Annotated in this window: 20 protein-coding genes; 4 read left to right on the top strand and 16 right to left on the bottom strand. The window is 69.5% G+C overall.

The window, feature by feature from the left end; all coding sequences use genetic code 11:
- The first annotated feature begins 7 nt into the window (after positions 1 to 7).
- From ACZK5D_RS01815 to ACZK5D_RS01805, 3 genes are read left to right on the top strand one after another with little or no spacing between them, the layout of a single operon-like run.
- Positions 8 to 1,879, top strand: coding sequence for a 2-oxoacid:acceptor oxidoreductase subunit alpha (locus ACZK5D_RS01815; RefSeq protein WP_458994562.1), 1,872 nt, complete (start codon positions 8 to 10; stop codon positions 1,877 to 1,879).
- On the top strand, positions 1,879 to 2,916 hold the full coding sequence (locus ACZK5D_RS01810; RefSeq protein WP_458994563.1) for a 2-oxoacid:ferredoxin oxidoreductase subunit beta: 1,038 nt from the start codon (positions 1,879 to 1,881) through the stop codon (positions 2,914 to 2,916). Before ACZK5D_RS01815 ends, ACZK5D_RS01810 begins: the two co-directional genes overlap by 1 nt.
- A 36-nt stretch (positions 2,917 to 2,952) precedes the next feature.
- On the top strand, positions 2,953 to 4,902 hold the full coding sequence (locus ACZK5D_RS01805) for a M13 family metallopeptidase (protein ID WP_463664044.1): 1,950 nt from the start codon (positions 2,953 to 2,955) through the stop codon (positions 4,900 to 4,902).
- A 104-nt stretch (positions 4,903 to 5,006) separates the two neighbouring features.
- On the opposite strand, the gene ACZK5D_RS01800 is transcribed toward ACZK5D_RS01805, so the two are convergent.
- The 16 genes from ACZK5D_RS01800 to ACZK5D_RS01725 are packed head-to-tail and all read right to left on the bottom strand — an operon-like array spanning position 5,007 to position 22,756.
- Complete coding sequence (locus ACZK5D_RS01800; RefSeq protein WP_458994565.1) at positions 5,007 to 5,972, bottom strand: polyprenyl synthetase family protein; 966 nt, start codon at positions 5,970 to 5,972, stop codon at positions 5,007 to 5,009.
- 18 nt (positions 5,973 to 5,990) lie between these two features.
- Positions 5,991 to 7,565 carry an NADH-quinone oxidoreductase subunit NuoN gene (gene nuoN, locus ACZK5D_RS01795; protein ID WP_458994566.1) on the bottom strand — a complete coding sequence of 525 codons (1,575 nt, stop codon included), beginning with the start codon at positions 7,563 to 7,565 and terminating at the stop codon, positions 5,991 to 5,993.
- Entirely contained in the window at positions 7,562 to 9,076 is a 1,515-nt protein-coding gene (locus ACZK5D_RS01790) for an NADH-quinone oxidoreductase subunit M (RefSeq protein WP_463664043.1), read from the bottom strand. Before ACZK5D_RS01790 ends, nuoN begins: the two co-directional genes overlap by 4 nt.
- Positions 9,077 to 9,094: 18 nt before the next feature.
- Complete coding sequence (nuoL, locus tag ACZK5D_RS01785) at positions 9,095 to 10,951, bottom strand: NADH-quinone oxidoreductase subunit L (protein ID WP_463664187.1); 1,857 nt, start codon at positions 10,949 to 10,951, stop codon at positions 9,095 to 9,097.
- A gap of 57 nt (positions 10,952 to 11,008) precedes the next feature.
- Complete coding sequence (nuoK, locus tag ACZK5D_RS01780) at positions 11,009 to 11,308, bottom strand: NADH-quinone oxidoreductase subunit NuoK (protein WP_458994568.1); 300 nt, start codon at positions 11,306 to 11,308, stop codon at positions 11,009 to 11,011.
- Positions 11,305 to 12,126: an NADH-quinone oxidoreductase subunit J gene (locus ACZK5D_RS01775; protein WP_463664042.1), complete on the bottom strand. Its 822-nt coding sequence runs from the start codon at positions 12,124 to 12,126 to the stop codon at positions 11,305 to 11,307. The genes nuoK and ACZK5D_RS01775 overlap by 4 nt, the downstream gene beginning before the upstream one ends.
- Positions 12,123 to 12,680 (bottom strand): NADH-quinone oxidoreductase subunit NuoI, encoded by a 558-nt coding sequence (nuoI, locus tag ACZK5D_RS01770; RefSeq protein WP_458994570.1) that lies wholly within the window; start codon positions 12,678 to 12,680, stop codon positions 12,123 to 12,125. The genes ACZK5D_RS01775 and nuoI overlap by 4 nt, the downstream gene beginning before the upstream one ends.
- On the bottom strand, positions 12,680 to 14,002 hold the full coding sequence (nuoH, locus tag ACZK5D_RS01765) for an NADH-quinone oxidoreductase subunit NuoH (RefSeq protein ID WP_458994571.1): 1,323 nt from the start codon (positions 14,000 to 14,002) through the stop codon (positions 12,680 to 12,682). The genes nuoI and nuoH overlap by 1 nt, the downstream gene beginning before the upstream one ends.
- Before the next feature lie 2 nt (positions 14,003 to 14,004).
- Positions 14,005 to 16,413, bottom strand: coding sequence for an NADH-quinone oxidoreductase subunit G (locus ACZK5D_RS01760; RefSeq protein ID WP_463664041.1), 2,409 nt, complete (start codon positions 16,411 to 16,413; stop codon positions 14,005 to 14,007).
- Positions 16,410 to 17,723 carry an NADH-quinone oxidoreductase subunit NuoF gene (gene nuoF / locus ACZK5D_RS01755; RefSeq protein WP_463664040.1) on the bottom strand — a complete coding sequence of 438 codons (1,314 nt, stop codon included), beginning with the start codon at positions 17,721 to 17,723 and terminating at the stop codon, positions 16,410 to 16,412. The genes ACZK5D_RS01760 and nuoF overlap by 4 nt, the downstream gene beginning before the upstream one ends.
- Complete coding sequence (gene nuoE, locus ACZK5D_RS01750; RefSeq protein ID WP_463664039.1) at positions 17,720 to 18,472, bottom strand: NADH-quinone oxidoreductase subunit NuoE; 753 nt, start codon at positions 18,470 to 18,472, stop codon at positions 17,720 to 17,722. Before nuoE ends, nuoF begins: the two co-directional genes overlap by 4 nt.
- Positions 18,469 to 19,818, bottom strand: a complete 1,350-nt coding sequence (locus ACZK5D_RS01745; protein WP_463664038.1) for an NADH-quinone oxidoreductase subunit D — start codon at positions 19,816 to 19,818, stop codon at positions 18,469 to 18,471. Before ACZK5D_RS01745 ends, nuoE begins: the two co-directional genes overlap by 4 nt.
- Complete coding sequence (locus tag ACZK5D_RS01740; RefSeq protein ID WP_463664037.1) at positions 19,818 to 20,513, bottom strand: NADH-quinone oxidoreductase subunit C; 696 nt, start codon at positions 20,511 to 20,513, stop codon at positions 19,818 to 19,820. The genes ACZK5D_RS01745 and ACZK5D_RS01740 overlap by 1 nt, the downstream gene beginning before the upstream one ends.
- Complete coding sequence (locus ACZK5D_RS01735; protein WP_463664036.1) at positions 20,510 to 21,064, bottom strand: NuoB/complex I 20 kDa subunit family protein; 555 nt, start codon at positions 21,062 to 21,064, stop codon at positions 20,510 to 20,512. The genes ACZK5D_RS01740 and ACZK5D_RS01735 overlap by 4 nt, the downstream gene beginning before the upstream one ends.
- 14 nt (positions 21,065 to 21,078) lie before the next feature.
- Positions 21,079 to 21,438 carry an NADH-quinone oxidoreductase subunit A gene (locus ACZK5D_RS01730; RefSeq protein ID WP_458994578.1) on the bottom strand — a complete coding sequence of 120 codons (360 nt, stop codon included), beginning with the start codon at positions 21,436 to 21,438 and terminating at the stop codon, positions 21,079 to 21,081.
- Positions 21,439 to 21,457: 19 nt separating this feature from the next.
- Positions 21,458 to 22,756: a geranylgeranyl reductase family protein gene (locus ACZK5D_RS01725; RefSeq protein ID WP_463664035.1), complete on the bottom strand. Its 1,299-nt coding sequence runs from the start codon at positions 22,754 to 22,756 to the stop codon at positions 21,458 to 21,460.
- Positions 22,757 to 22,994: 238 nt separating this feature from the next.
- Between ACZK5D_RS01725 and ACZK5D_RS01720 the strand changes: the two genes are divergently transcribed.
- The gene (locus tag ACZK5D_RS01720) at positions 22,995 to 24,248 is read left to right on the top strand and encodes an isochorismate synthase (protein WP_463664034.1); all 1,254 of its coding nucleotides are present in this window, start codon (positions 22,995 to 22,997) and stop codon (positions 24,246 to 24,248) included.
- The last annotated feature ends 24 nt before the right edge of the window (positions 24,249 to 24,272 follow it).

Here is a 24,272-nt window from a genome sequence, read left to right as displayed (position 1 = left end):
ATAGCACGTGGCTGACCAGCTTCCACTCGACCGAGTTGTCATTCGCTTCGCCGGAGATTCCGGTGACGGCATGCAGCTGACCGGCGACCGCTTCACCGCGGAGACGGCAAGCTTCGGCAACGACATCGCCACGTTGCCCAACTTCCCCGCGGAGATCCGGGCGCCACAGGGCACACTGCCGGGTGTCTCCAGCTTCCAGCTGCACTTCGCCAACTTCGACATCGTCACCCCGGGCGACGTGCCCGACGTGCTCGTCGCGATGAACCCGGCCGCCCTGAAGGCGAACCTCCGGGACCTCCCGCGCGGCGGGGTGATCATCGTGGACACGGCCGAGTTCACCAAGCGCAACCTCGCCAAGATCGGCTGGGCCAGCAACCCGCTGGAGGACGGCACGCTCGCCAACTACTCCGTGCACGCGATGGACCTCACGGGCCTCGCCACCGGCGCCGTCGCGGAGTTCGACCTGAGCCGCAAGGACGCCTCGCGGACGAAGAACATGTTCGCGCTCGGCATGCTGAGCTGGCTGTACTCGCGCCCCACGGAGGGCACGGTGAAGTTCCTCACCGAGAAGTTCGCGAAGAAGCCCCTCATCCGGGACGCCAACATCGCGGCGTTCAACGCCGGCCACGCCTACGGCGAGACCACGGAGGCCTTCGAGGTCCGGTACCACGTGGCCCCCGCCCCGATGGCCAAGGGCCGCTACCGGCAGATCTCGGGCAACCTCGCCACCGCCTACGGCCTCATCACCGGCGCCCACAAGGCGGGGCTCCAGCTCTTCCTGGGCTCGTACCCGATCACCCCGGCCTCCGACATCCTCCACGAGTTGTCGCGGCGCAAGGACCTGGGCGTGATGACGTTCCAGGCGGAGGACGAGATCGCGGGCGTCGGCTCCGCCATCGGCGCCTCCTTCGCGGGCGCCCTCGGCGTGACCACCACGTCGGGGCCCGGCATGGCCCTCAAGGGCGAGGCGATCGGCCTGGCCGTGATGACCGAGCTGCCGCTCGTGGTGGTCAACGTGCAGCGCTCGGGCCCCTCCACCGGCATGCCCACCAAGACCGAGCAGGCGGACCTCATGCAGGCCCTGTACGGCCGCAACGGCGAGGCCCCGGTCCCGGTGATCGCCGCCAAGTCGTCCACGGACTGCTTCGACACGGCCGTCGAGGCCTGCCGGATCGCGGTGAAGTACCGCACTCCGGTGATCATGCTCTCCGACGGCTACCTCGCCAACGGCGCCGAGCCGTGGAAGCTGCCGGACCTGGACGCGATCCCCCCGATCGAGCCCGGGTTCGCCGTCGCCCCCAACGGCACCGACGCGTCAGGCAAGGACACCTACTTCCCGTACGAGCGGGACCCGGAGACCCTGGCCCGCGCCTGGGCGGTCCCCGGCACGCCGGGCCTCGAGCACCGCATCGGCGGCATCGAGAAGGCGGCCCGCACCGGAAACGTGTCCTACGACCCGGACAACCACGAGCTCATGACGCGCACCCGCCAGGCGAAGATCGACGGCATCGTCGCGGACATCCCGGACGTGGTCGTCGACGACCCCAGCGGCAAGGCCCGCGTGCTGGTGCTCGGCTGGGGGTCCACCTACGGCCCCATCACCGCCTCCGCGCGCCGCGTCAGGCTCAGCGGCCGCGACGTGGCCCTGGCGCACCTGCGCCACCTCAACCCCATGCCCGCCAACCTCGGCGAGGTGCTGCGCGCCTACGACAAGGTGGTGGTGCCGGAGATGAACCTCGGCCAGCTGGCCTCCGTGCTGCAGGCCCGCTACCTCGTCGAGATCTCCAGCTATTCGCGCGTGCGCGGCCTCCCGATCTCGCTCAGCGAGCTCGAGGTGGACCTCATCGCCGAGATCGACGCATTCCAGGAGGAGAACTGATGTCCACCGGCCTCGTCGGAGTCCCGCTGAGCCTCGAGCCTCAGACCAAGAAGGACTACACCAGCGACCAGGAGGTGCGCTGGTGCCCCGGGTGCGGGGACTACGCCGTCCTGTCCACGTTCCAGTCCATGATGGCCACCTTCGGCATCAAGCGCGAGAACACCGTCATCGTCTCGGGCATCGGCTGCTCGTCGCGCTTCCCGTACTACGTCGACACCTACGGCATGCACTCCATCCACGGCCGCGCCCCGGCCATCGCCACCGGCGTGGCGGTGACCCGCCCGGACCTCAACGTGTGGGTGGTCACCGGCGACGGGGACGCGCTGTCGATCGGCGGCAACCACCTCATCCACGCGCTGCGCCGCAACGTGAACATCACCATCATGCTGTTCAACAACCGCATCTACGGCCTCACCAAGGGCCAGTACTCGCCCACCTCGGAGCTGGGCAAGGTGACCAAGTCCACGCCCTACGGCTCCCTCGACACCCCCTTCAACCCGGTGTCGCTGGCGCTGGGCGCTGAGGCCTCGTTCGTGGCCCGCACCATCGACTCGGACCGTGCCCACCTGACGGAGGTCCTGACCGCCGCCACGCAGCACCGGGGCGCCTCGCTGGTGGAGATCTACCAGAACTGCCCCATCTTCAACGACGACGCCTTCGCCACCCTCAAGGGCCCCGAGGGCGCCCTGATCTCCCTCAAGCACGGGGAGCCGATCATCTTCGGCGGCGGTGAGCTGTGCGTCGTGCGCGGCCTCGACGGCGACATCCACATCGCCGAGACGGCCACCGCCGACCGGTCCCGAATCGTCGTGCACGACGAGACCCGGGCAGACCCGTCGCAGGCGTTCGCGCTGTCGCGCCTCACGGAGTCCGGCGTGCTGCGCCAGGCCCCCATCGGCATCTTCCGGCGGGTGCCGCGGCCCAGCTACGACGACCTGCTCCGCGACCAGATCGCGGCGGTCCGCGCCGAGGACACCGGGGCCGCGCTGGCCGCCGTGATCGCCGGCCAGGACACGTGGGAGGCCGACGAGCTCTGAGGCCGGCCCTTCGCGGGGCTGGCTAGGCTGGCGGGCATGACAGCTTCCATCACGTTCGAGCACTTCGACCGCGCCCTCCGCCCCCAGGACGACCTCTTCCGCCACGTCAACGGCACGTGGCTGCGCACCGCGCCGATCGCCCCGGACCGCGCCTCCGCGGGCGGGTTCGTCGATCTGGTGGAGCAGGCCGAGAAGGACGTGCTGGCGCTGGTCAGCGGGCTCCCCGCAGGCGACGCGTCCACCGACGACGGGAGGATCGCCGGCCTGTACGCCGCGTTCATGGACACCGACCGCATCGAGGCCCTGGGCGGCTCGCCCCTGCGGCCCATCCTGGCCGCCATCGATGCCGTCGACTCCCCCAGCGCCCTGGCCCGCCACCTCGGCTGGTCGCTCAGGCACGGGCTGAGCCCCCTGGTGCATCTCTACGAGGAGTCGGACCCGGGTGACCCGGCCCGCTACGCCGTGTTCTCCTCCCAGGGCGGCCTCGGCCTGCCGGACGAGGCGTACTACCGGGAGGAGGCGCACGAGGAGATCCGGGCCAAGTACCTCGCCCACGTGGCTCGGGTGCTGGCTCTCGCCGGCCTCCCTGACCCGGCCGGCCAGGCGCGGGCCGTCATGGACCTGGAGACCGCGGTCGCCGCGCACCACTGGGACCGGGTCCGCTGCCGCGACCTGCGCGCGATGTACAACCCCACGTCGTACGACGACGTCGTCGCGGCGTCGCCCGGGTTCGACTGGGCGTCGTTCCTCGACGGGGCCGGCATCCCGGCCGGCAAGCTGGCCGAGGTGATCGTCTCCCAGCCGTCGTTCCTGGAGGGCGTCGCCCCGCTGCTGGAGACCTTGCCTCTCGAGTCGTGGCGCAGCTGGGCGCGGTGGAAGGCCGTCAACGGCCTGTCGCCCTACCTGTCGTCGGAGTTCGTCGAGGCGCGCTTCGACTTCTACGAGCGCACCCTCAACGGCAACGAGGAGCAGCGGCCCCGATGGAAGCGCGGCATCGCCTTCGTGGAGGGGGTCGTCGGGGAGGCGGTCGGCCGCGCCTACGTGGAGCGGCACTTCCGGGCCGAGGCGAAGCAGGCCATGGACGTCCTCGTGGCGAACCTGTTGGCCGCCTACCGCGAGTCGATCGAGAAGCTCGAGTGGATGACCGATGAGACCCGCGAGGAGGCGCTGCGGAAGCTGGGCCAGTTCACCCCGAAGGTGGGCTATCCCGTGAAGTGGCGCGACTACTCCGCCCTGGAGGTCACTCCGGACGACCTGGTGGCCTCGGTGCTGGCGGCCAACTCGTTCGAGCTGGACTACACGCTGAGCCGCATCGGTGCCCCGGTGGACCGGGACGAGTGGCAGATGTTCCCGCAGACGGTCAACGCCTACTACCACCCGCTGCGCAACGAGATCGTCTTCCCGGCCGCCATCCTGCAGCCGCCGTTCTTCAACGCCGACGCCGACGACGCGGTCAACTACGGCGCCATCGGTGCCGTGATCGGCCACGAGATCGGGCACGGCTTCGACGACAAGGGCTCCACGTGCGACGGCGACGGCCGCCTCCGCGACTGGTGGCAGCCAGCGGACCGGGAGGCGTTCGAGGCGCTCGCCGGCCGCCTGATCGCCCAGTACGACGGCCTGGTGCCCGAGGGCGTGGACAGCGGCTCGGTCAACGGCGAGCTCACCGTCGGCGAGAACATCGGCGACCTCGGGGGGCTGGGCATCGCCTACCGCGCGTGGCTGCTGGCGGGCGGCGACCCCGACGGGGAGCCGGTGGACGGCCTCTCCCCGGCGCAGCGCTTCTTCGTAGGCTGGGCGCAGGCTTGGCGCGGGAAGCGCCGCCCGGAGGCGATGAAGGTGCTGCTCGCCACCGATCCCCACTCCCCCAACGAGTTCCGCTGCAACCAGATCGTGCGCAACCTCGACGCGTTCTACGAGGCCTTCGGAGTGACGCCCGACGACGCCCTCTGGCTCCCAGAGAAGGACCGGGTCACCATCTGGTGATCGATACCCAACCCGCTGGCTGAGGCGCGAGGAGCGCCCGCTCCGCGGCACCTCAGCCAGCGGGAGGGTTCACTGCCCGGCATCACAGCATGGGGCGAGGCGGCTCAGGCGGTGCGGTCCACCAGGTCGGAGCAGACCTTGAGCAGGGCGTCCTTGGCGGGGCCGTCGGGCAGGGGGGCGAGGTGCGCGCGGGCGATGTCAGCGCGGCGCTCCACCTCCGCCTTCGCCCGGTCCATGACGGGGTGGGACCGCAGCGCAGCCAGGAGCTGCGCGAGGGAGCGGTCGCTGCTGAGGTCGCCGTCGATCATCGCCAGGAGCTCGGCGTCGGCCGGGTCCTTGGACGCGCGCAGCATCAGCACCGGCAGCGTCGGCACGCCCTCCCGCAGGTCCGTGCCGGGCGTCTTCCCGGTCTCGGTGGAGTTGATGTCGATGAGGTCGTCGGAGAGCTGGAACACCAGCCCAACCTCCTCTCCGAACGCGGCCAGGGCGTCCAGGACGCTCCGGTCCGCGCCGGCCACCATGCCACCGAACAGCGCGGAGGCCGCGATGAGGGACCCCGTCTTGTCGGCGATCACCTGGATGTAGTGCGCCAGGGGATCCTCGCCGTCGGCGGGGCCCTTGGTCTCGGCGATCTGCCCCTGCACCAGGCGGGCGAACGTCTCCGCCTGCAGCATCACGTACTCCACGCCCAGCTCGGCGACGGTGGTGGAGGCCCGGGCGAACAGGAAGTCGCCCACCAGGATGGCCACCGAGTTGCCCCACAGCCGGTTCGCGGACGGGGCGCCGCGGCGCAGGTCCGCGACGTCCATGACGTCGTCGTGGTAGAGGCTGGCCACGTGCGTGAGCTCCATGACGAGCGCTGCCCGCATGAGGTCCTCGTCGTCGACCTGGCCGCCGAACCGCGAGGCGAGGAACACCAGCAGGGGCCGGAACCGCTTGCCGCCCGCCGAGATGATGTGCCGGGAGGCCTCCGTCACGAACGGCGAACTGGCCACGGCCACGTCCACCAGCCGCTCCTCGAACTGGTCGAGGAGCGCGGACAGGTGCTCATCCAGCGGGGCGTCCGCCACGGGGTCTCCTTGTCAGGGTCAGCGAATGAACTGGGCCGCGTCCGCGATGAGCGCGAGCACGCCACCGGGAAGCAGACCGAGGACAAGGGTAACCACTCCGGCCACAACAAGCACGGACCACGTCCAGAGCGACGGGGTCTCCACCGTGCCCACGTGCTGCTCGTCGGCGTCCTGGAACCACATGGCCACCACGACCTTGAGGTAGAAGAACGCGGCGATGACGCTCATGATCACGGCGACGAGCACCAGCCAGCCGTAGCCCCCGGCCCACGCGGCCGCGAACACGGCCAGCTTGCCGACGAACCCGGCGGTGAGCGGGATGCCCGCGAAGCTGAGCAGGAACAGCGTCATCAGCGCCGCGATGACGGGGTTGCGACGCCCCAGCCCCTTCCAGGCATCGAGGCTGTTGGCCTCTCCGCCGGAGCGGCGCACCATGGTGATGATCGCGAAGCCGCCCAGGGTGGCCACGCCGTAGGTGAGCAGGTAGAAGCCGATGGCCCCGACGCTGGAGATGCTGACGTCGTCGCCTGCCTGGACCGCGCCCACGACGCCGACGAGGATGAACCCGGCGTGCGCGATGGACGAGTATGCCAGCAGGCGCTTGATGTCGTTCTGCGCGAGGGCCACGGTGGCGCCGAGCAGCATGGTGAGGATGGCCACCACCGCGAAGAGCAGCTGCCAGTCCCAGCGCAGCCCGCCGAGGGCGACGTAGAAGATGCGCAGCAGCGCCGCGACGGCGGCCGTCTTGGTGGCCACGGCCATGAAGCCGGTCACCGGCGTCGGGGCGCCCATGTAGACGTCGGGGGTCCACGCGTGGAACGGCACGGCGCCGATCTTGAACAGGAGGCCGACGGAGGTCAGCAGCATGCCGGTGAGCAGCAGCGGGTGGCTGCCGGTGCCGGCCGCGATGGCCGCGTCGATGTCCGCCAGCTGGAAGGCGCCGGCGTAGCCGTACAGCATCGCGATGCCGTAGAGCATGATCGCCGAGGCCAGCGAGCCCAGGAGGAAGTACTTCAGGGCGGCCTCCTGGCTGAGGAGGCGCCGCCTGCGTGCCATGCCGGTGAGCAGGTACAGCGGCAGGGAGAAGATCTCCACGGCCACAAAGAGCGTCAACAGGTCGTTGGCCGAGGCGAAGATCATCATGCCGAACAGCGAGAACAGCAGCAGCGGGAAGATCTCGGTGTGCTCGCGGCGCAGCTTGTCCGCCTCGCGCTCGAGCGGGGATCCGGGCACCGTCGCGGCCGACGACGCGAAGGCCGACTGCCCGTTGCCGAGCCCGCGCTCCGCGAACAGGGCCACTCCCCCGAGGCCGAAGACCAGCAGGAGGCTCCAGAAGAAGAACGAGGGCCCGTCGATGGCGAGCACGCCCATCGCCGCGATCTGCGGGGTGGCCTGCACCCAGTTGAGGATGGTCAGGCCGAGGGCCACGACCACAGCGAGGGATGCGAGCGCGGTCTGGATGACGTAGCGCAGCTCGCGCGGCGCCAGGGCCTCGACGAGCACGCCGAGGCAGGCGGCGCCCAGGATCACCAGAAGGGGCGACAGCAGCATCCACTCCAAGGTGGGAGCAGCGATCTCCAGGAGGTTGATCATCGGTTGCCTTCCTTGACCTGCGGGGCGGGATCCTCGACTCCGACGACGGCCATCGTCTGCGTGGCCGTCTCGTCAGCCATCGCCAGCACCGGCTTCGGCACGAAGCCGAACACGATGAGGAGGATGAGGAGCGGCGCCACGACGGCCTTCTCGCGGGTGCTGAGGTCGTGGGTGACATGCGTGGCGACCTGGTCCGTCACCGGCCCGGTCATGGTGGCCTTGTACATGCGCAGCACGTAGACCGCGGCCAGCACCATGCCGAGCGTGATGACGGCGGTGTGGACCGGGTAGCGCTGCCAGCCGCCGGCCATGACGAGGAACTCCGAGACGAAGCTGCCCATGCCCGGCAACGCCAGCGCGGACAGGCCTGACATCAGGAGCACGCCGGCCAGGACCGGAGCCACCTTCTGCACGCCGCCGAAGGCGTCGATGTGCTGGGAGCCGCGGCGACGGATCATGAACCCGACGACGAGGAACAGCGCCGCCGTCGAGAGGCCGTGGTTGAGCATGTAGAAGATCGAGCCGCTGATCGACGGGGTGGTGAGGGCGAAGATGCCGAACACCATGAAGCCGAAGTGGCTGATGGAGGTGTAGGACACCAGCCTGAGGAGATCCGTGGCGCCGAACGCCATGAACGCGCCGTAGAGCACCGAGACGATGGCCCACACCAGGATCACCGGCGTGGCCCACTGCGTGGCCTCGGGGAAGGCGGTCAGGCAGATCTTCAGCATGCCGAAGGTGCCGATCTTGTCCAGGACGCCGACGAGCAGCGTGGAGGTGCCCGGGGTGGCCTGCTCGGCCGTGTCCGGCAGCCAGGTGTGCAGACCCGCCATCGGGGCCTTCACCGCGAACGCGATGAAGAAGCCGAGGAACAGCCATCTGCCCATGTCGGTGCTCATCTCGGCCCCGACGAGGTCGTTGATGAGGAAGCTGGGGTTGCCCGAGCCCGCCGTGACGGCGTAGACGCCGGCCACCGCGACCAGCATGACCAGGCCGCCGGCCAGGGAGTACAGCAGGAACTTCATCGCCGCCGCGCCCCGCTTCGGGCCGCCGAAGCCGCCGATCAGGAAGTAGGTGGGGATGAGCGTGGCCTCGAAGGCCACGTAGAACAGCAGGATGTCCGAGGACATGAACACGAACAGCGCGAACGACTGCATCATGAGCGCGAGCGCGAAGAACGTGGACGTGCCCCAGCGCGCCTCGGGCGCCTCGCCCACGCGCCACTCGGCGAGCAGCACCACTGGCACGAGGATGACGGTCATCAGCACGAGGATGGCGCCCATGCCGTCGAGGTCCAGCGCGTAGTGCGCGCCGATCTGCGGGATCCAGGCGATCTCCTCGGCCAGCGGCACCCCCTGGGCCTGCAGCACGACGGCGAGGACACCGAGCACGGCGGTGGTGAGGGCGACGCCGTAGCCGATCAGCCGTCCGGCAGGGCCCTTGACGACGAACAGCGCGAGGGCACCCAGGAGCGGCACCAGGGCGAGGATGGTCAGTAGTGGCAATGGCATGTCTTTTCCGATTCTCCCTTAGCCCAGCTGACCGATGATCACGACGCCGGCGAGCACGATGACGCCGACGCCGAGGATGAGGCCGTAGCTGCGCACATAGCCGTTCTGGCCCTTCCGCAGCCAGGAACCCAGCCCGCTGGCGAGGCTCGCGCTGCCCATGGCGGCGCCGTCGACGGTGCCCCGGTCCAGCCAGGCCAGGCCGGCGGACAGACCCTTGGCGGGGCGGACGACGGCGTACTCGTTGAGCGCGTCGCCGTACAGGTCGTTGCGGCCCGCGAGGACCAGCGGGTTGGCGGTGGCCGGCGCGTCGACGGGGATGTCGCGGCGGTGGAGCAGCCAGCCGATGGTGACACCGACGGCCACCACTGCGAGCGTGATCAGGCCGACGGGGGTGAACGTGAGCAGGCTCGTCTCGTGCGGGTGCTGGCCGGTCGAGTGCTCGAGCCAGCCCTGGATCCAGCCGTTCATGAACAGGCCGGCGACGATCGACAGGACGGCCAGCACGATGAGCGGCACCGTCATCACCAGCGGCGACTCGTGCGGGTGCACGTCCTTCTCCCAGCGCTTGGCCCCGAAGAAGGTCATCATCATGAGGCGGGTCATGTAGTAGGCCGTCACGCCGGCGCCCAGCAGCGCCAGGACCCCGATGATCGTGTTCTCGTGGAACGCGGCCTCGATGATGTGGTCCTTGGAGTAGAAGCCCGAGGTGAACGGGAAGCCGATGATGGCCAGGTAGCCCATCGCGAACGTGTAGAAGGTGATGCGCATGCTCTTGGCGAGCGCCCCGTAGTGACGCATGTTCACGTCGTCGTTCATGCCGTGCATGACCGAACCGGCGCCGAGGAACATGTTGGCCTTGAAGAAGCCGTGCGTGAGCAGGTGGAAGATCGCGAAGGACGCCCCCGCCGGGCCGAGGCCCGCCGCCAGCATCATGTAGCCGATCTGCGACATCGTCGAGCCTGCCAGCACCTTCTTGATGTCGTCCTTCGACGAGCCGATCCAGGCGCCCGCGAGCAGCGTCACGGTGCCGACGATCGCCACCGCGGTGGTAGCCACCTCGGTCTGCGCGTAGATGGCGTTGGAGCGGACCACCAGGTAGACGCCCGCGGTGACCATGGTGGCCGCGTGGATGAGGGCCGAGACCGGGGTGGGGCCCTCCATGGCGTCGAGCAGCCAGGACTGCAGCGGGACCTGGGCGGACTTGCCGCAGGCGCCCAGCAGCAGGAGCATGCCGATGATGGTGGCCCACACGGGGTCCAGCGACTCCGCTCCGGCGTTGACGTCGGCGAAGTTCACGCTGCCGAACATGGCCAACATGGTGAAGATGGCCATGCTGAGGCCGAGGTCGCCGACGCGGTTGACGATGAACGCCTTGTTGCCGGCGGCGGCCGCGGAGGGCTTGTGCGCCCAGAAGGAGATGAGCAGGAACGAGGCCAGGCCCACGCCCTCCCACCCGAGGAACAGCACCAGGTAGTTGTCGGCCAGCACCAGGGTGAGCATCGCGGCGATGAACAGGTTCAGGTAGGCGAAGAACCGGCGGCGGCGATCGTCGTGGGCCATGTAGCCGATCGAGTACACGTGGATCAGCGAGCCCACGCCGGTGATCAGCAGCACGAAGAGGATCGACAGCGGGTCGACCAGCAGGCCGAACTCGATCGACCAGCTGCCGGTGGCGATCCACTCGTAGACGCTCACGGCGATGTGCCGGGCGTCCTCCGGGCTGCCGAGCAGCTGGACGAACAGCACGAGGCCGAGCAGGAACGAGACGATGGGGGCGACGGTGGCCAGGAGATGGCCCCAGGCGTCCGTCAGCCTTCCGGCGAGCAGCAGGAAGGCAGCGCTGGCGAGCGGGATGGCGATGAGCAGCCACGCCATGGCGCCGGACCCGGACAGGGCGGACACGGATTCGAGGAGTTGCACGCTTCTAGCCCCTTAGAACTTCATCAGGTTGGCGTCGTCGACCGAGGCCGAGCGGCGGGCACGATACACGGCCACGATGATCGCGAGGCCTACCACGACCTCGGCCGCCGCCACCACCATCACGAAGAACGCCGCGATGAGGCCGTCGAGGTTGCCGTGGTAGTTGGCGAAGGCGACGAACGCCAGGTTCGTGGCGTTGAGCATGAGCTCGATGCTCATGAAGGCGATGATCGCGTTGCGGCGCAGCAGGAATCCCGCGACACCGATCGCGAAGAGGATCGCCGAGAGAACGAGGTAGCCCTCCGGGTTCATTCGTCGTCTCCTTCGATCTCGTCGGTCTTGCCGGCGATGGCCGCGTAGGCGGAGGTGGTGGGGGCGCGGAGCTCGTTCACGTCCACGATCACGCCGCGCATGGCGAGCGTCTTCGACACCGACTTCTCGGCGATCGTGCCGTCGGGCAGCAGCGCGGGCGTGGAGATGGCGTTGTGCCGGGCGAACACGCCGGAGCTCGGCAGCGGGCCGGGGTGCACGCCGTCCTCGGCGTAGGCGCGCACGCGCTCCTGCAGGGACTCGATCTGCGTGGCCTTCTTCTTGAGCTGCTCGCCGTGCGCGAGGATCATGGCGCCGACGGCGGCCGTGATCAGCAGGGCCGCGGTGGCCTCGAAGATGAACACGTAGCGGGAGAACAGCAGAGCCGCGAGCGACGGGATGTTGCCGCCGTGCTCGGCGTTGGCCTCCGTGAGGCCAGCTGGGGCCCCGTTGACGGCGAACTGCCCGACGCCGAGGATCAGCAGCCCGCCGAGGCCGATGGCCACGAGGATCGCCGAGACGCGATGCCCCTTGATGGTCTCGACCACCGAGTCCGTGGAGTCGACGCCGACCAGCATGACCACGAACAGGAACAGCATGAGGATGGCGCCGGTGTAGACGATGATCTGGATCACGAACAGGAACGGCGCGTCGTTGGCGGCGTAGAGCACGGCCAGGCTCACCATCACGCCGGCCATCCAGATGGCCGAGTGGACGGGCTTGCGCGAGAGCAGGAGCCCGAGCGCGCACAGGACCGCGATGGGTGCGCAGACCCAGAAGGCCACCTCACTGGCGGTCACCAGCGGGATCAAGGGCATCATTGGGCTGCTCCTGTGGTTGCGGCGGTGCGGGTGTCCGGCTTGCCGGTCTCCGGGAGGCCGAGGAAGTAGGCCTGCTCGTCGTGTCCGAGCCGGCGCGGGTGCGGGGGCTGCTCCATGCCGCTGAGCAGCGGGGCCAGCAGATCCTGCTTCTCGTAGATCAGCTTGGTGCGCGAGTCGTCGGAGATCTTGAACTCGTTGGTCATGGTGAGGGCGCGCGTGGGGCACGCCTCGATGCACAGACCGCAGAAGATGCAGCGCAGGTAGTTGATCTGGTAGACGCGGCCGTAGCGCTCGCCGGGCGAGTAGCGGTCGTCGTCGGTGTTGTCTGCACCCTCGACGTAGATCGCATCAGCCGGGCACGCCCAGGCGCACAGCTCGCAGCCCACGCACTTCTCCAGGCCGTCGGGCCAGCGGTTGAGCTGGTGCCGGCCGTGGAAGCGGGGCATGGTGACCTTCTCCGCGCCCTTCTTGTGCGGGTACGACTGCGTGAAGGTCTTGCGGAACATCGTGTTGAACGTGACACCGAACCCGGCCCACGGATCGAGCAGTCCCATCAGGATTCCTTCCCTTCGGTGGCGGCGGGAGCGGCCGGCTCGGCCTCGTCCCCACGCCCGGAGACGACACCCGCGAACTCGGGCAGGATCTGGCCGGCCCGCGGCGGCGTCGGATACCCGCCGGCGAACGCGTCGAAGATCTCCGGCTCGCCGTCGGCCTCAGCGGGCTCGGGCTCGTCGGAGACGTCGCTCTTGCCGCCGAAGATCAGGTAGACCACCACGATCAGGGCGAGCCCGAGGCCGATGGTGTAGCCGGGGGCGACGGCGATCATCAGGATCCACACCAGCGAGATCGGGATGAGGCCCTTCCAGCCCAGGTTCATGAACTGGTCGTACCGGAAGCGCGGCAAGGTGCCGCGGAGCCAGACGAACACGGAGATCAGCAGCTGGACCTTGAGGAAGAAGAACACGGGGCCGAGCCACGGGTTGTTCATGAACGGGATCAGGTTCAGCGGCCACGGCGGCAGGTAGCCGCCGAGGAACAGCGTGGTGGCCACGGCCGAGACGGTGGCCATGTTGATGTACTCGGCCAGGAAGAACATGGCGTAGCGGAAGCCGGAGTACTCGGTGAGGTACCCCGAGACCAGCTCCGACTCGCACTCGGGCAGGTCGAACGGCGCCCGGTTGGTCTCGCCCACCATGGCGATGGCGTAGATGACGAAGGAGGGGAACAGCAGGATGGCGTACCAGCCGGTGATCCCGGGATCGAACGTCGTCTCGGTGAACGGCACCCGGAAGAGGATGGTCTGCTTCTGCGCCTCGACGATCTGCGAGGTGGACATGGATCCCGCCTGCAGGAACACCGCAACCATCGACAGGCCCATGGCGATCTCGTAGGAGATCATCTGCGCGGTGGAGCGGATAGAGCCGAGGAACGAGTAGGTGGAGTTGCCCGCCCAGCCGGCCAGCACGATGCCGTAGATGCCGATGGAGGCCACCGCCAGGATGAACAGCGTGGCCACGGGCAGGTCCGTGACCTGCAGCCTGGTGGTGACTCCGAAGATCTCCACCTCACCGCCGAACGGGATGACCGTCCAGGTGGTGAACGCCGCGACACCGGTGAGGATGGGCGCCAGGTTGAACACCCACTTGTCGGCGTTCTTGGGGCGGAAGTCCTCCTTGGCGAGGAGCTTCGCGCCGTCTGCCAGCGCCTGCCCCAGGCCGAGGGGCCCGTTCATGATGGGGCCGAGGCGGTGCTGCATCTTGCCGACGAGGCGGCGCTCGTACCAGACGTTGAAGATCGTCCACACCAGGAGGATGACGAACAGCGCCACCACCTTGATCAGGATCAGCCACCAGGGGTCCTGGAAGAAGATGTTCATGCTCAGGCTCCTTCATCCACAGAGACGGCCGCCACGGAGACGGGGGCGCCGGGTGTCGCGGGGAGGCGGTCCACGCTGTTGGGGTTCAGCGGAACCCAGACCACGCCGTCGACCATGCCGGGGGTGACCTCCACCGGGAGGATCACGGAGACCCCTCCGGCCTCGACGGTGGCCACCTCGCCGAGGCCGAGGCTCTCGGCGGTGGCGGCGGAGACGCGCGCGACGGCGGGGCGGGCCGTGGCCCGGAGGGCCAGCTCGTGGTCGTTGCCCTGCGAGGCGTCGAGCAGCTCCCGCCACCCGGCCAGGCGGAGGCCGCCGTCCGACGGGGCGGGGGCCGCCGTCGTGGGCGTGGCGGTGTGCGGGCCCTCCCAGGCGCCGAGCTCGATGAGGTCCGCGTAGGCCTGCTTCGAGGCGCGGAACCCGAGGCCGGTGCCCATCGCGTCGGCGAGGGCGGCCAGGATCCGCAGGTCCGTCATGGGCGAGGTGATGTTCTTGTTGACCACCCGCACGCGACCGTGGCGGTGCTCCCAGTTGAGGAAGTGGCCCGATTGCTCCTCCAGCAGCGCCGCGGGGAAGACCACGTCGGCGCGCTCGGTGACCAGCGAGAGCCGCTGCTCGATGCTGACCACGAACTCCGCCTTCTCCAGGCCGGCGAGCGCGGCGGCGGGATCGGCGAGGTCCGCCGGGTCCACGCCGGCCACGACGAGCGCCTTGAGCGTCCCGGCCGCGGCGGCGGCGAACTGCTCGTCGGCGGCGAGGCCGGCCTCGGAGGGCAGCGAGGAGAGGCCCCAGTGGGAGGCCACGTCCACACGCGCGGTGGCGTCGGCGGCCGGCCGGCCGCCGGGCAGGAGGCCGGGGAGGCAGCCCGCCTCGACGGCGCCGACGTCGCCGGCGCGGCGCGGGATCCAGGCCAGCCGGGCGCCGGTGGCGTCCGCGAGGGCCGACACCGCGCTCAGGAGGCCGGGAACCGTGGCCGCCCGCTCCCCCACCAGGACGACGGTGCCGGCGTCGAGGCCGGACAGCCCGCCCAGGGCCGCGACCTCGTCGCCCGGCGCAACCGGGACGACGGTGGCCGAGAGCTTCTCGGAGCCCCGCGAGGCGAAGGGGGCCAGCGTGGTCACCTTGAGCCGGTTGCGGCGCACGGCCTTGCGGAGGCGGAGGAACACGATCGGGGACTCGTCCTCGGGCTCGAAGCTCACGAGGACCACCTGCGAGGCGGCCTCCAGGTCCGAGTACGTCACCGACTGCGCGAGCGCGCGCCCGGCGACACGGGCCGCGAGGAACTCGGCCTCCTCCGCGGAGGCGGGCCTCGACCGGAAGTCGACGCTGTTGGTGCCCAGGACGGCGCGGGCGAACTTCGCGTAGCCGTAGGCGGCCTCGACGGTCAGTCGGCCGCCGGTCTGCACGCCGACGGAGGTGCCCGCCGCCTGGAGACCGTGGACTGCCGCGTCGATGGCCTCCGGCCAGGACGCGGGCTGCAGGACGCCGTCGCGGCGGACCAGCGGGTGCGTGATCCGGTCCTCGCCGCGGCCGTACATGAAGCCGAAGCGGCCCTTGTCGCAGCTCCACTCCTCGTTGACGTCCGCGTTCTCGGACGCGAGGCGGCGCTTGACCTGATGGTGGCGCTGATCGGCGCGCAGCTCGCAGCCGGAGGCGCAGTGCTCGCAGGTCACGGTGGTGGAGACGAGGTCGAAGGGGCGGGCCTGGAACCGGTAGGCCGCCGAGGTGAGCGCGCCGACGGGGCAGATCTGCACCACGTTGCCGGAGAAGTACGAGTCGTAGGGGTCCTGCTCGTAGGTGCCGATCTGCTGCAGCGCGCCGCGCTCCACCAGGGCGATGAACGGGTCCCCGGAGATCTGCTCGGAGAACCGGGTGCAGCGGGCACAGAGCACGCAGCGCTCACGGTCCAGCAGGATCTGGGCGGAGATGCTCACAGGCTTGGGGAAGGTGCGCTTGAGCTCGCGGAAGCGGCTCTCGCCCGGGCCGTGCGACAGCGCCTGGTTCTGCAGGGGGCACTCGCCGCCCTTGTCGCAGATCGGGCAGTCGAGCGGGTGGTTGATCAGCAGCAGCTCCAGCATGCCCACCTGCGCCTTCTTGGCGACGGGCGAGCTGACCTGGGTGTTGACCTTCATCCCCTCGGCCACCGGCATGGTGCAGGAGGCCTGCGGCTTGGGGAACCCGCGGCCGTTGCCGGCGTCGGGGATGTCCACCATGCACTGGCGGCAGGCGCCGACCGGGTCGAGGAGCGGGTGGTCGCAGAAGCGCGGGATCGCGGTGCCGATCATCTCGGCGGCGCGGATGATGAGCGTGCCCTTGGGGACGCTGACCTGGGTGCCGTCGATGGTGAGGGTGACCAGGTCCGGCTTCGGCGCGACCTCCTCGCCGGTCGTCGTCTTGGTGTCGACGCTCATCGAATCTCTCCTTCAACGGCGAAGAGCGCGCTCTTCTCGTAGGGGAACAGCTCCCGGGCCGGCGTGTGGTAGCCCAGCTCGAACTCGGACCTGAAGTGCTTGACCGCGCTGGTCACGCAGGCGACGGCGCCGTCGGCGAGCGCGCAGAAGGAGCGGCCGCCGATGTTGTCACAGATGTCGAGCATCTTGTCGACGTCGCCCTCCTCGGCGGTGCCGGCCTCGAACTTCATGAGCATCTGCACCAGCCACCACGAGCCCTCGCGGCACGGGGTGCACTTGCCGCAGGACTCGTGCTTGTAGAACTCGACGAACCGCAGCGTGGTGCGCACGATGGAGGTGGTCTCGTCGAAGACCTGCAGCGCCTTGGTGCCCAGCATGCTGCCGGCACCGGCCATGCCCTCGTAGTCGAGGGGGAGGTCGAGGTGTTCGGCGGTGAGGATAGGGGTCGACGAGCCGCCGGGGGTGAAGAACTTGAGCTCACGCCCACCGCGGATGCCGCCGGAGAGCTCCAGCAGCTGCCGCATGGTGATGCCCATCGGCGCCTCGAACTGGCCGGGGCGCGCGACGTGCCCGGAGAGCGAGTAGAGCGTGAAGCCGCTCGACTTCTCCGAGCCCATGGACTTGAACCAGTCCGAGCCGTTGGCCAGGATCGACGGGACCGACGCGATGGACTCGACGTTGTTGATCACCGTCGGCGAGGCGTACAGGCCGGCGACGGCGGGGAACGGCGGGCGGAGGCGCGGTTGCCCCCGTCGGCCCTCGAGGGAGTCCAGCAGGGCCGTCTCCTCGCCGCAGATGTAGGCGCCCGCGCCGGCGTGGACGATGATGTCCAGGTCGTAGCCGGTGCCCAGGATGTTCTTGCCGAGGTAGCCGGCGGCGTAAGCCTCGCGCACGGCCTGCTGCAGGCGCCGGATGACGTGGAGCACCTCGCCGCGACAGTAGATGAACGCAGTGTGCCCGTTGATGGCGTAGGACGAGATGATGACGCCCTCCACCAGGGTGTGGGGCGTGGCGAGCATGAGCGGCATGTCCTTGCAGGTGCCGGGCTCCGACTCGTCGGCGTTGACCACGAGGTACTTCGGGTTGGGGTTGTCCTGCGGCACGAAGGACCACTTCATGCCCGTCGGGAAGCCCGCGCCCCCGCGGCCGCGGAGGTTGGCCTCCTTGACCAGGTTGACCACCTCGACGGGCTGCATCGCCAGCGCCTTGCGCAGGGCGCGGTAGCCGCCGGTGGCCTCGTAGCGCGAGAGCTTCCACGAGTTGTCCTCGCCCCACTGGGCGGACAGGACCGGGGTCAGCAGATCGGTCACTTGGCGGCCTCCGGGTTCTGAGCTGCCTTGGCGGCCACCGGCTTGGCGGCCGACGGAGCGGACCAGTTGTTCTCACGGGCGATCTCGCGGCCCAGCAGCGACGCGGGGCCGGCGGAGGGGCCCTCGTCGGCGCGGCCGTCGGGGAACCCTGCGAGCACGCGCTCCGCCTCGCGCCAGGAGGTGAGCGTGGCGCCGCGGGGCGAGACGACCTCCTCGCCGGCGAGGAGCGCGTCGAGCAGCTCGTCGAGCTTGGCGGGGTCCATGTTGTCGAAGAACTCCCAGTTGACCATCGCGACGGGCGCGAAGTCGCAGGCCGCGTTGCACTCGAGGCGCTCGAGGGAGACCTTGCCGTCCGGTGTGGTCTGGTTCTCGTCGATGCCGAGGCGCTTCTTGGCGCGGTCGAGGAGGATGTCGCCGCCCATGACGGCGCACAGCGCCGTGGTGCAGACGCCGACGTGGTGCTCGCCGGCCGGGCGCCGCTTGTACATGGTGTAGAAGGTGGCCACGCCGGAGACCTGCGCGGTGGTGATGCCGAGGACGTCGGCGCACACCTCGATGCCGCGGGGGCTGACGCGGCCGTCGACCGACTGCACCAGGTGCAGCATCGGCAGCAGCGCCGAACGGGGCTGCGGGTACCGGGCGGCCAGTTGGCGGAGCTCGTCGATCGTGGTGTCGTCGATGTTGGTCGACTGATCCGAGTAGTCCACCGAGCCGGACTCGGGGAAGTTGCTGGCAAAGTGGCCGCTCATCGGTCCACACCTCCAAGGACGGGGTCGAGGCTGGCGATCGCGACGACGACGTCGGACATCATGCCGCCCTCGCACATCGCAGGAATGGACTGCAGGTGGTTGAACCCGGGGTCGCGGAAGTGGACGCGGTAGGGGCGCGTGCCACCGTCGGAGACGACGTGGCAGGCCAGCTCACCCTTGGGCGACTCGATGGCCTGGTACACCTGCCCGACCGGCACCTTGAAGCCCTCGGTGACGATCTTGAAGTGGTGGATCAGGGCCTCCATGGACTCGCCCATGATGTGCTTGATGTGCTCGTTGGAGTTGCCCTGGCCGTCGGCGCCGACCGACAGCTGCGCCGGCCACGCGATCTTGGTGTCGGCGACCATCACGGGCTGGCCCTGCGTGCGCTCGAGGCGCTCGTAGCACTGCTCGACGATCCTCAGCGACTCCCAGCACTCCTGGAGGCGGATCCGGAACCTGCCGTAGGAGTCGTTGGAGTCCCAGGTGACGGTCTCGAAGTCGTAGGTCTCGTAGCCGCAGTAGGGCTGGGTCTTGCGCAGGTCCCAGTCGTAGCCGGTGGCGCGCAGCGGCGGCCCGGACATGCCCATCATGGTGGCCGCGGTGAGGTCCATCACGCCGACGCCGGAGAGGCGCCCGATGAAGATGGGGTTCTCGTTGCAGAAGGTGGCGTACTCGGGGAGATGCTTCTTCAGCCAGTCGATGACGGTGCGGAGGTGGCTGAGCCCGTCCTCGGGCAGGTCGTTGGCGACACCGCCGGGGCGGATGTAGGCGTGGTTCATCCGGAGGCCGGAGAGGCCCTCGAGGAAGTCGAGGATCATCTCGCGCTCACGGAACGCCACCGTCATGACGGTGAGGGCGCCGATCTCCATGCCGCCGGTGCCCATGGCCACCAGGTGCGAGGCGATGCGGTTGAGCTCCATCACCAGGACGCGGATGATGCTGGCCCGCTCGGGGACGTCGTCGGTGATGCCGAGCAGCTTCTCGACGGCGAGGCAGTAGACCGCCTCGTTGAACAGGGGCGCCACGTAGTCCATGCGGGTCACGTAGGTGACCCCCTGGGTCCACGTCTTGTACTCCATGTTCTTCTCGATGCCGGTGTGCAGGAAGCCGATGCCCGGCCTGATCGAGGTCACGGTCTCGCCGTCCATCTCCAGGAGCAGGCGGAGCACGCCGTGCGTCGAGGGATGCTGCGGTCCCATGTTGACGACGATGGTCTCGTCGCCGCGCTCGGCCTGTTCGGAGGCGATGTCCGACCAGTCGCCGCCCTGCGCCAGGTAGACGCGGTCAGCCTTGTCGTCCTCTGACCCCGCGAAGACGTCTTCGGTCGCTGCGTGCGTGCTCATCAGGAGTAGTCCCTCCGGTTGTCGGGAGCGGGTACCTTGGCGCCCTTGTACTCGACGTCGACGCCGCCGAGCGGGTAGTCCTTGCGCTGCGGGTGACCCTTCCAGTCGTCGGGCATGAGGATGCGGGTGAGCGAGGGGTGGCCGTCGAAGACGATGCCGAACATGTCCCAGGCCTCGCGCTCGTGGTAGTCCGCCATCGGGTAGGTGGCCACCACGGAGGGGATGTGCGGATCCTCCTCGGGGCAGGAGACCTCGAGCCGCACGCGCCGGTTGTGGGTGTAGCTGAGCAGGTGGTAGACCACGTGCAGCTCGGCGCCCTTCTCCTGTGGGTAGTGCACGCCGGAGACCGAGACGCACACCTCGAACCGGAGGTGGGCGTCGTCGCGGAACTGCCGCACCACGTCGGGCAGCTGCTCCCTGGGCACGTAGATGGTCAGCTCGCCGCGGTCGAACAGCACGCGGGCGTCGGCGAGCGCCGGCATCAGCTCCAGCGCGCGGGCGTGGATGCCGTCGAACGGCTCGCCGAAGGGCCCCTCGGAGCGGCCGGGCATCACGAGCTCGCGGGTGAGGCCGCCGTAGCCGGACGTGTCGCCGGATCCACGCGACCACATGCCCTCGGTCCGGGCGAAGACGGGCTGGGAGGCCGGGGCCGCCGCCTGGGCCGGCAGGTTCTGCTCGGGCTGGGTCTCGCTCATCGCATGAGTCCCTTCATCTCGACCTTGGCCGGGGCGATGAGGGCGGCGCGCTCGGCCTCCTCGATGGCGGCCACCTCGTTGGCGCCGATGGGGCGCTGCTGCACCTTCTCACGCAGCTTGAACATGGCCTCGATCAGCATGTCCGGCCGCGGGGGGCAGCCGGGGATGTACATGTCCACGGGGAGGAAGTGGTCGCAGCCCTGCACGATGGCGTAGTTGTTGAACATGCCGCCGGAGGAGGCGCAGGCGCCCATCGAGATGACCCACTTGGGGTTGGGCATCTGGTCGTAGACCTGGCGCACGACGGGCGCCATCTTCTGCGACACCCGGCCGGAGACGATCATGAGGTCCGCCTGGCGCGGGGAGGCGCGGAACACCTCCTGGCCCCAGCGGCCGGCGTCGTAGCGCGGCGTGCCGTAGGCCATCATCTCGATGGCGCAGCAGGCCAGGCCCATTGTCGCGGGCCAGAACGAGGCCTTGCGGAGCCAGCCGAAGACACCCTCGACCGTGGTCAGGAGGATGCCGCTGGGGAGCTTGTCTTCGATACCCATATCCGGATTTCCCCTCAGTCCCAGTCGAGGCCGTTGCGGCGCAGGACGTAGAAGTATGCGATGAACACGGTGACGATGAAGATGATCATCTCCACGACGGCGAACGTGCCGAGCTGCCGGTAGGCCACGGCCCACGGGAACAGGAACACCACCTCGATGTCGAAGATGATGAACAGCATCGCGGTGATGTAGTACTTGACCGGGAACCGGCCGCCGCCGACTGGCTGCGGGGTGGGCTGGATGCCGCACTCGTAGCTGTCGTATTTGGCCCGGTTGTAGCGACGCGGACCGACGACGAGGCTCAGCGACATCGAGATCACGACGAAGACGGTGGCGAGAACCACCATGCCCACGATCGGGATGTAAGGATTCATGTCCTTTGTTTCCTTCCGGTCAGGCCGAGGGCGCAGCCTTGCACAGTGTGTTGATGATGCGGTCCATGGCATCACCGCCATGTGAGTCGGTGAGGTTGGCGAGCAGCTTCAACACGAAGCGCATCAGGGTCTTGCGGGGCAGCCCGTACTTGGTGCACAGGTGCATGATCCGCGGGTCTCCGATGAGCTGCACGAAGATGGTGCCGAGGCGATAGTAGCCACCGAGGCTGGCCTTGAGTTGTTCGGGGTAGGCCTGCATGGCCTTCTCGGCGGACCGGGTGCCGGCCCCGCGTGAGAACGCCTCGGCCAGGGCCGAGGCGGCCATCTCCGCCGATTCCATCGCGTAGGCGATGCCCTCGCCGTTGAAGGGGTTGACCATGCCGCCCGCGTCTCCGACAAGGACGAGGCCGCGGCCGTAGTGGGGCTGCCGGTTGAACGCCATCGGCAGAGCCGCGCCCTGGACGGTGCCGACCATGTTCTGGTCGCGGAAGCCCCACTCCTCGGGGGTGTTCTCCAGCCATCGCTTGAGAAGCGCGCGGTAGTCCGTCTTGCCGAAGCCCTTCGAGGTGTTGAGCACGCCCAGTCCGACGTTGGAGGTGCCGTCGCCCATGCCGAAGATCCAGCCGTAGCCCGGCATCAGGGTGGACTCGTGCGGCTTGCCGTCCCACAGCTCCAGCCACGACTCGAGGTAGTCGTCGTGGGTCCGAGGCGACGTGTAGTAGGTGCGCACGGCCACGCCCATGGGGCGGTCGTCCCGCTTGGTGACGCCCATGGACACCGCGAGGCGCGACGAGTTGCCGTCGGCGGCCACCACGTAAGGGGCGCTGAACGAGCGGCCGTCCTTGGTGGTGACACCCGTGATGCGCCCGGAGCGGTCGTCGAGGACGGCGCCGTCGACGTTGGCGCCCTCGATCAGGGTGGCGCCCTGGGCGACGGCGTGGCGGGCGAGCATGTCGTCGAAGTCCTTGCGGGGGCGCACCAGGCCGTACGGCGGGAAGTCGGTGAGGTCGGGCCAAGGCAGCTCGAACGGCTCCGTGCGGCCGCCGTAGACCCTGAGGCCCTTGTTGTGCAGCCAGCCGTTGGCCTCGGACGTGTCGATGCCGAGGCGGGTGAGCGAGCGAGTCGCGCGGGGGGTGAGGCCGTCCCCGCATACCTTCTCGCGCGGGAAGTGGGACTTCTCAAGGAGCGTCACGGTCAGTCCGTGCCGTGCCAGGTAGGCGGCGGTCGACGACCCTCCAGGGCCGGCCCCGACGACGATGACGTCGGACTCCGTGGGGGTATCGGCGGGTGCCGCGCCATCAGGCTTGGCGAACGACATGCATGACTCCTGTCACCGGCGGCGGATCTCGGGGTCAGTCTAGGGGGTGCCCCGAGATTTCGGCCAAACCCGGCCCCCTGGGGCGGAAGCCGCCATGACAAGGACCTCCGCAGCCAATTACGCACCTACTACGTTGCGTAATCCGTCGTCCCTTGCCCGGCTCCCGGAGGGCGGCATCGGCCGCCCAGCCGCTCACTCCCACCACACCTGGCGGGAGTGAGCCGCTATGCTCGCGAAGGTGATTCTGGACTTCGGCAGTGCACGGATGAGGGCGACCACAGTCGCCATCCCGGACCCCGGGCCGCTCGAGCGCTTTCTGCCTGAGTCGGCCCCCGGCTGCGCCTTCGTGCGCAGGGGCGAGGGGTTCGTCGCGCTGGGCGAGGTGGCCCGGTTCGAGACCGACACCCTCGAGGCCGCGGACGTGTGGTGGGACGAGATCTCCAACCAGATCGATCACGACTCGGAGATGCCGGGCGAGTTCGGCATCGGCCCGCTCGCCGTGGGCACCTTCACCTTCGACCCCGACCGCTCCGAGGACCTCTCGGTGCTCATCGTCCCCGAGATCATCGTCGGCCGGCGCGGAGGCGTGTCCTGGATGACCCGCCTCGGGGACTCGCGGCGCACCACGACGCTCCCCCCGCTCGGCGAGCCCACGGTTCCCCCCAGTGGCCTGGAACTCCTCGGGGGTTCCATGGGCGAGGGCATCTGGACCGAGATCGTCGGCGAGGTGGTCGAGCTGATCCGCCGCGACGAGGTGCACAAGGTGGTCCTCGCCAGGGACCTGCGCGTGCGGGGCGAGGCGCCGCTGGACCTGCGCTACCTCCTGGCCGAACTGGCCTCCGCCTACCCGATGACGTGGGCCTACCTGGTCGACGGCATGGTCGGCGCCACCCCGGAGCTGCTGCTGCGCCGGCAGGGCGGCCTGGTCACCTCCCGCGTGCTCGCGGGCACGGTGTGGCGCGACGCGGAGGGCGTCGACCCGCTCGCCAAGGCCGCGGAGCTGGCCCGCTCCCAGAAGGACATCTCCGAGCACGAGTTCGCCGTCGAGTCCGTGGCGTCCGCGCTGGCGCCCTACTGCAGTGCCATGAACGTGCCCGAGTCGCCGTCGGTCCTGAAGCTGCCCAACGTGCTGCACCTGTCCACCGACATCACCGGGGTGGTCAACCAGGCGGCGAGCGCCCTGACCATCGCCGCAGCGCTGCACCCCAGCGCGGCCGTGTGCGGCACGCCGACGCACCTGGCGATGGACATCATCAGCGAACTGGAGTCCCTGGACCGCGGGCGCTACGCCGGTCCTGTGGGGTGGGTGGACACCCAGGGCGACGGCGAGTGGGCCATCGCCCTGCGCGGCGGCCAGGTGCGCCCTGGCAGCCCCGAGGAGATCCAGCTGTTCGCCGGCGCCGGGATCGTGGCGGACTCGTCGCCCGAGGCCGAGCTGGAGGAGACGGGCGCGAAGTTCGTGCCGATGCTCCAGGCCCTCGGGCTCCTCTGACGCACCCGGACCCCAGCCCGGTGC

Source organism: Tessaracoccus yangjingae, from assembly GCF_055326235.1.
The sequence above is the reverse complement of the archived record's forward strand: the minus strand, read 5'-3'. Positions and strand labels throughout refer to the sequence as shown.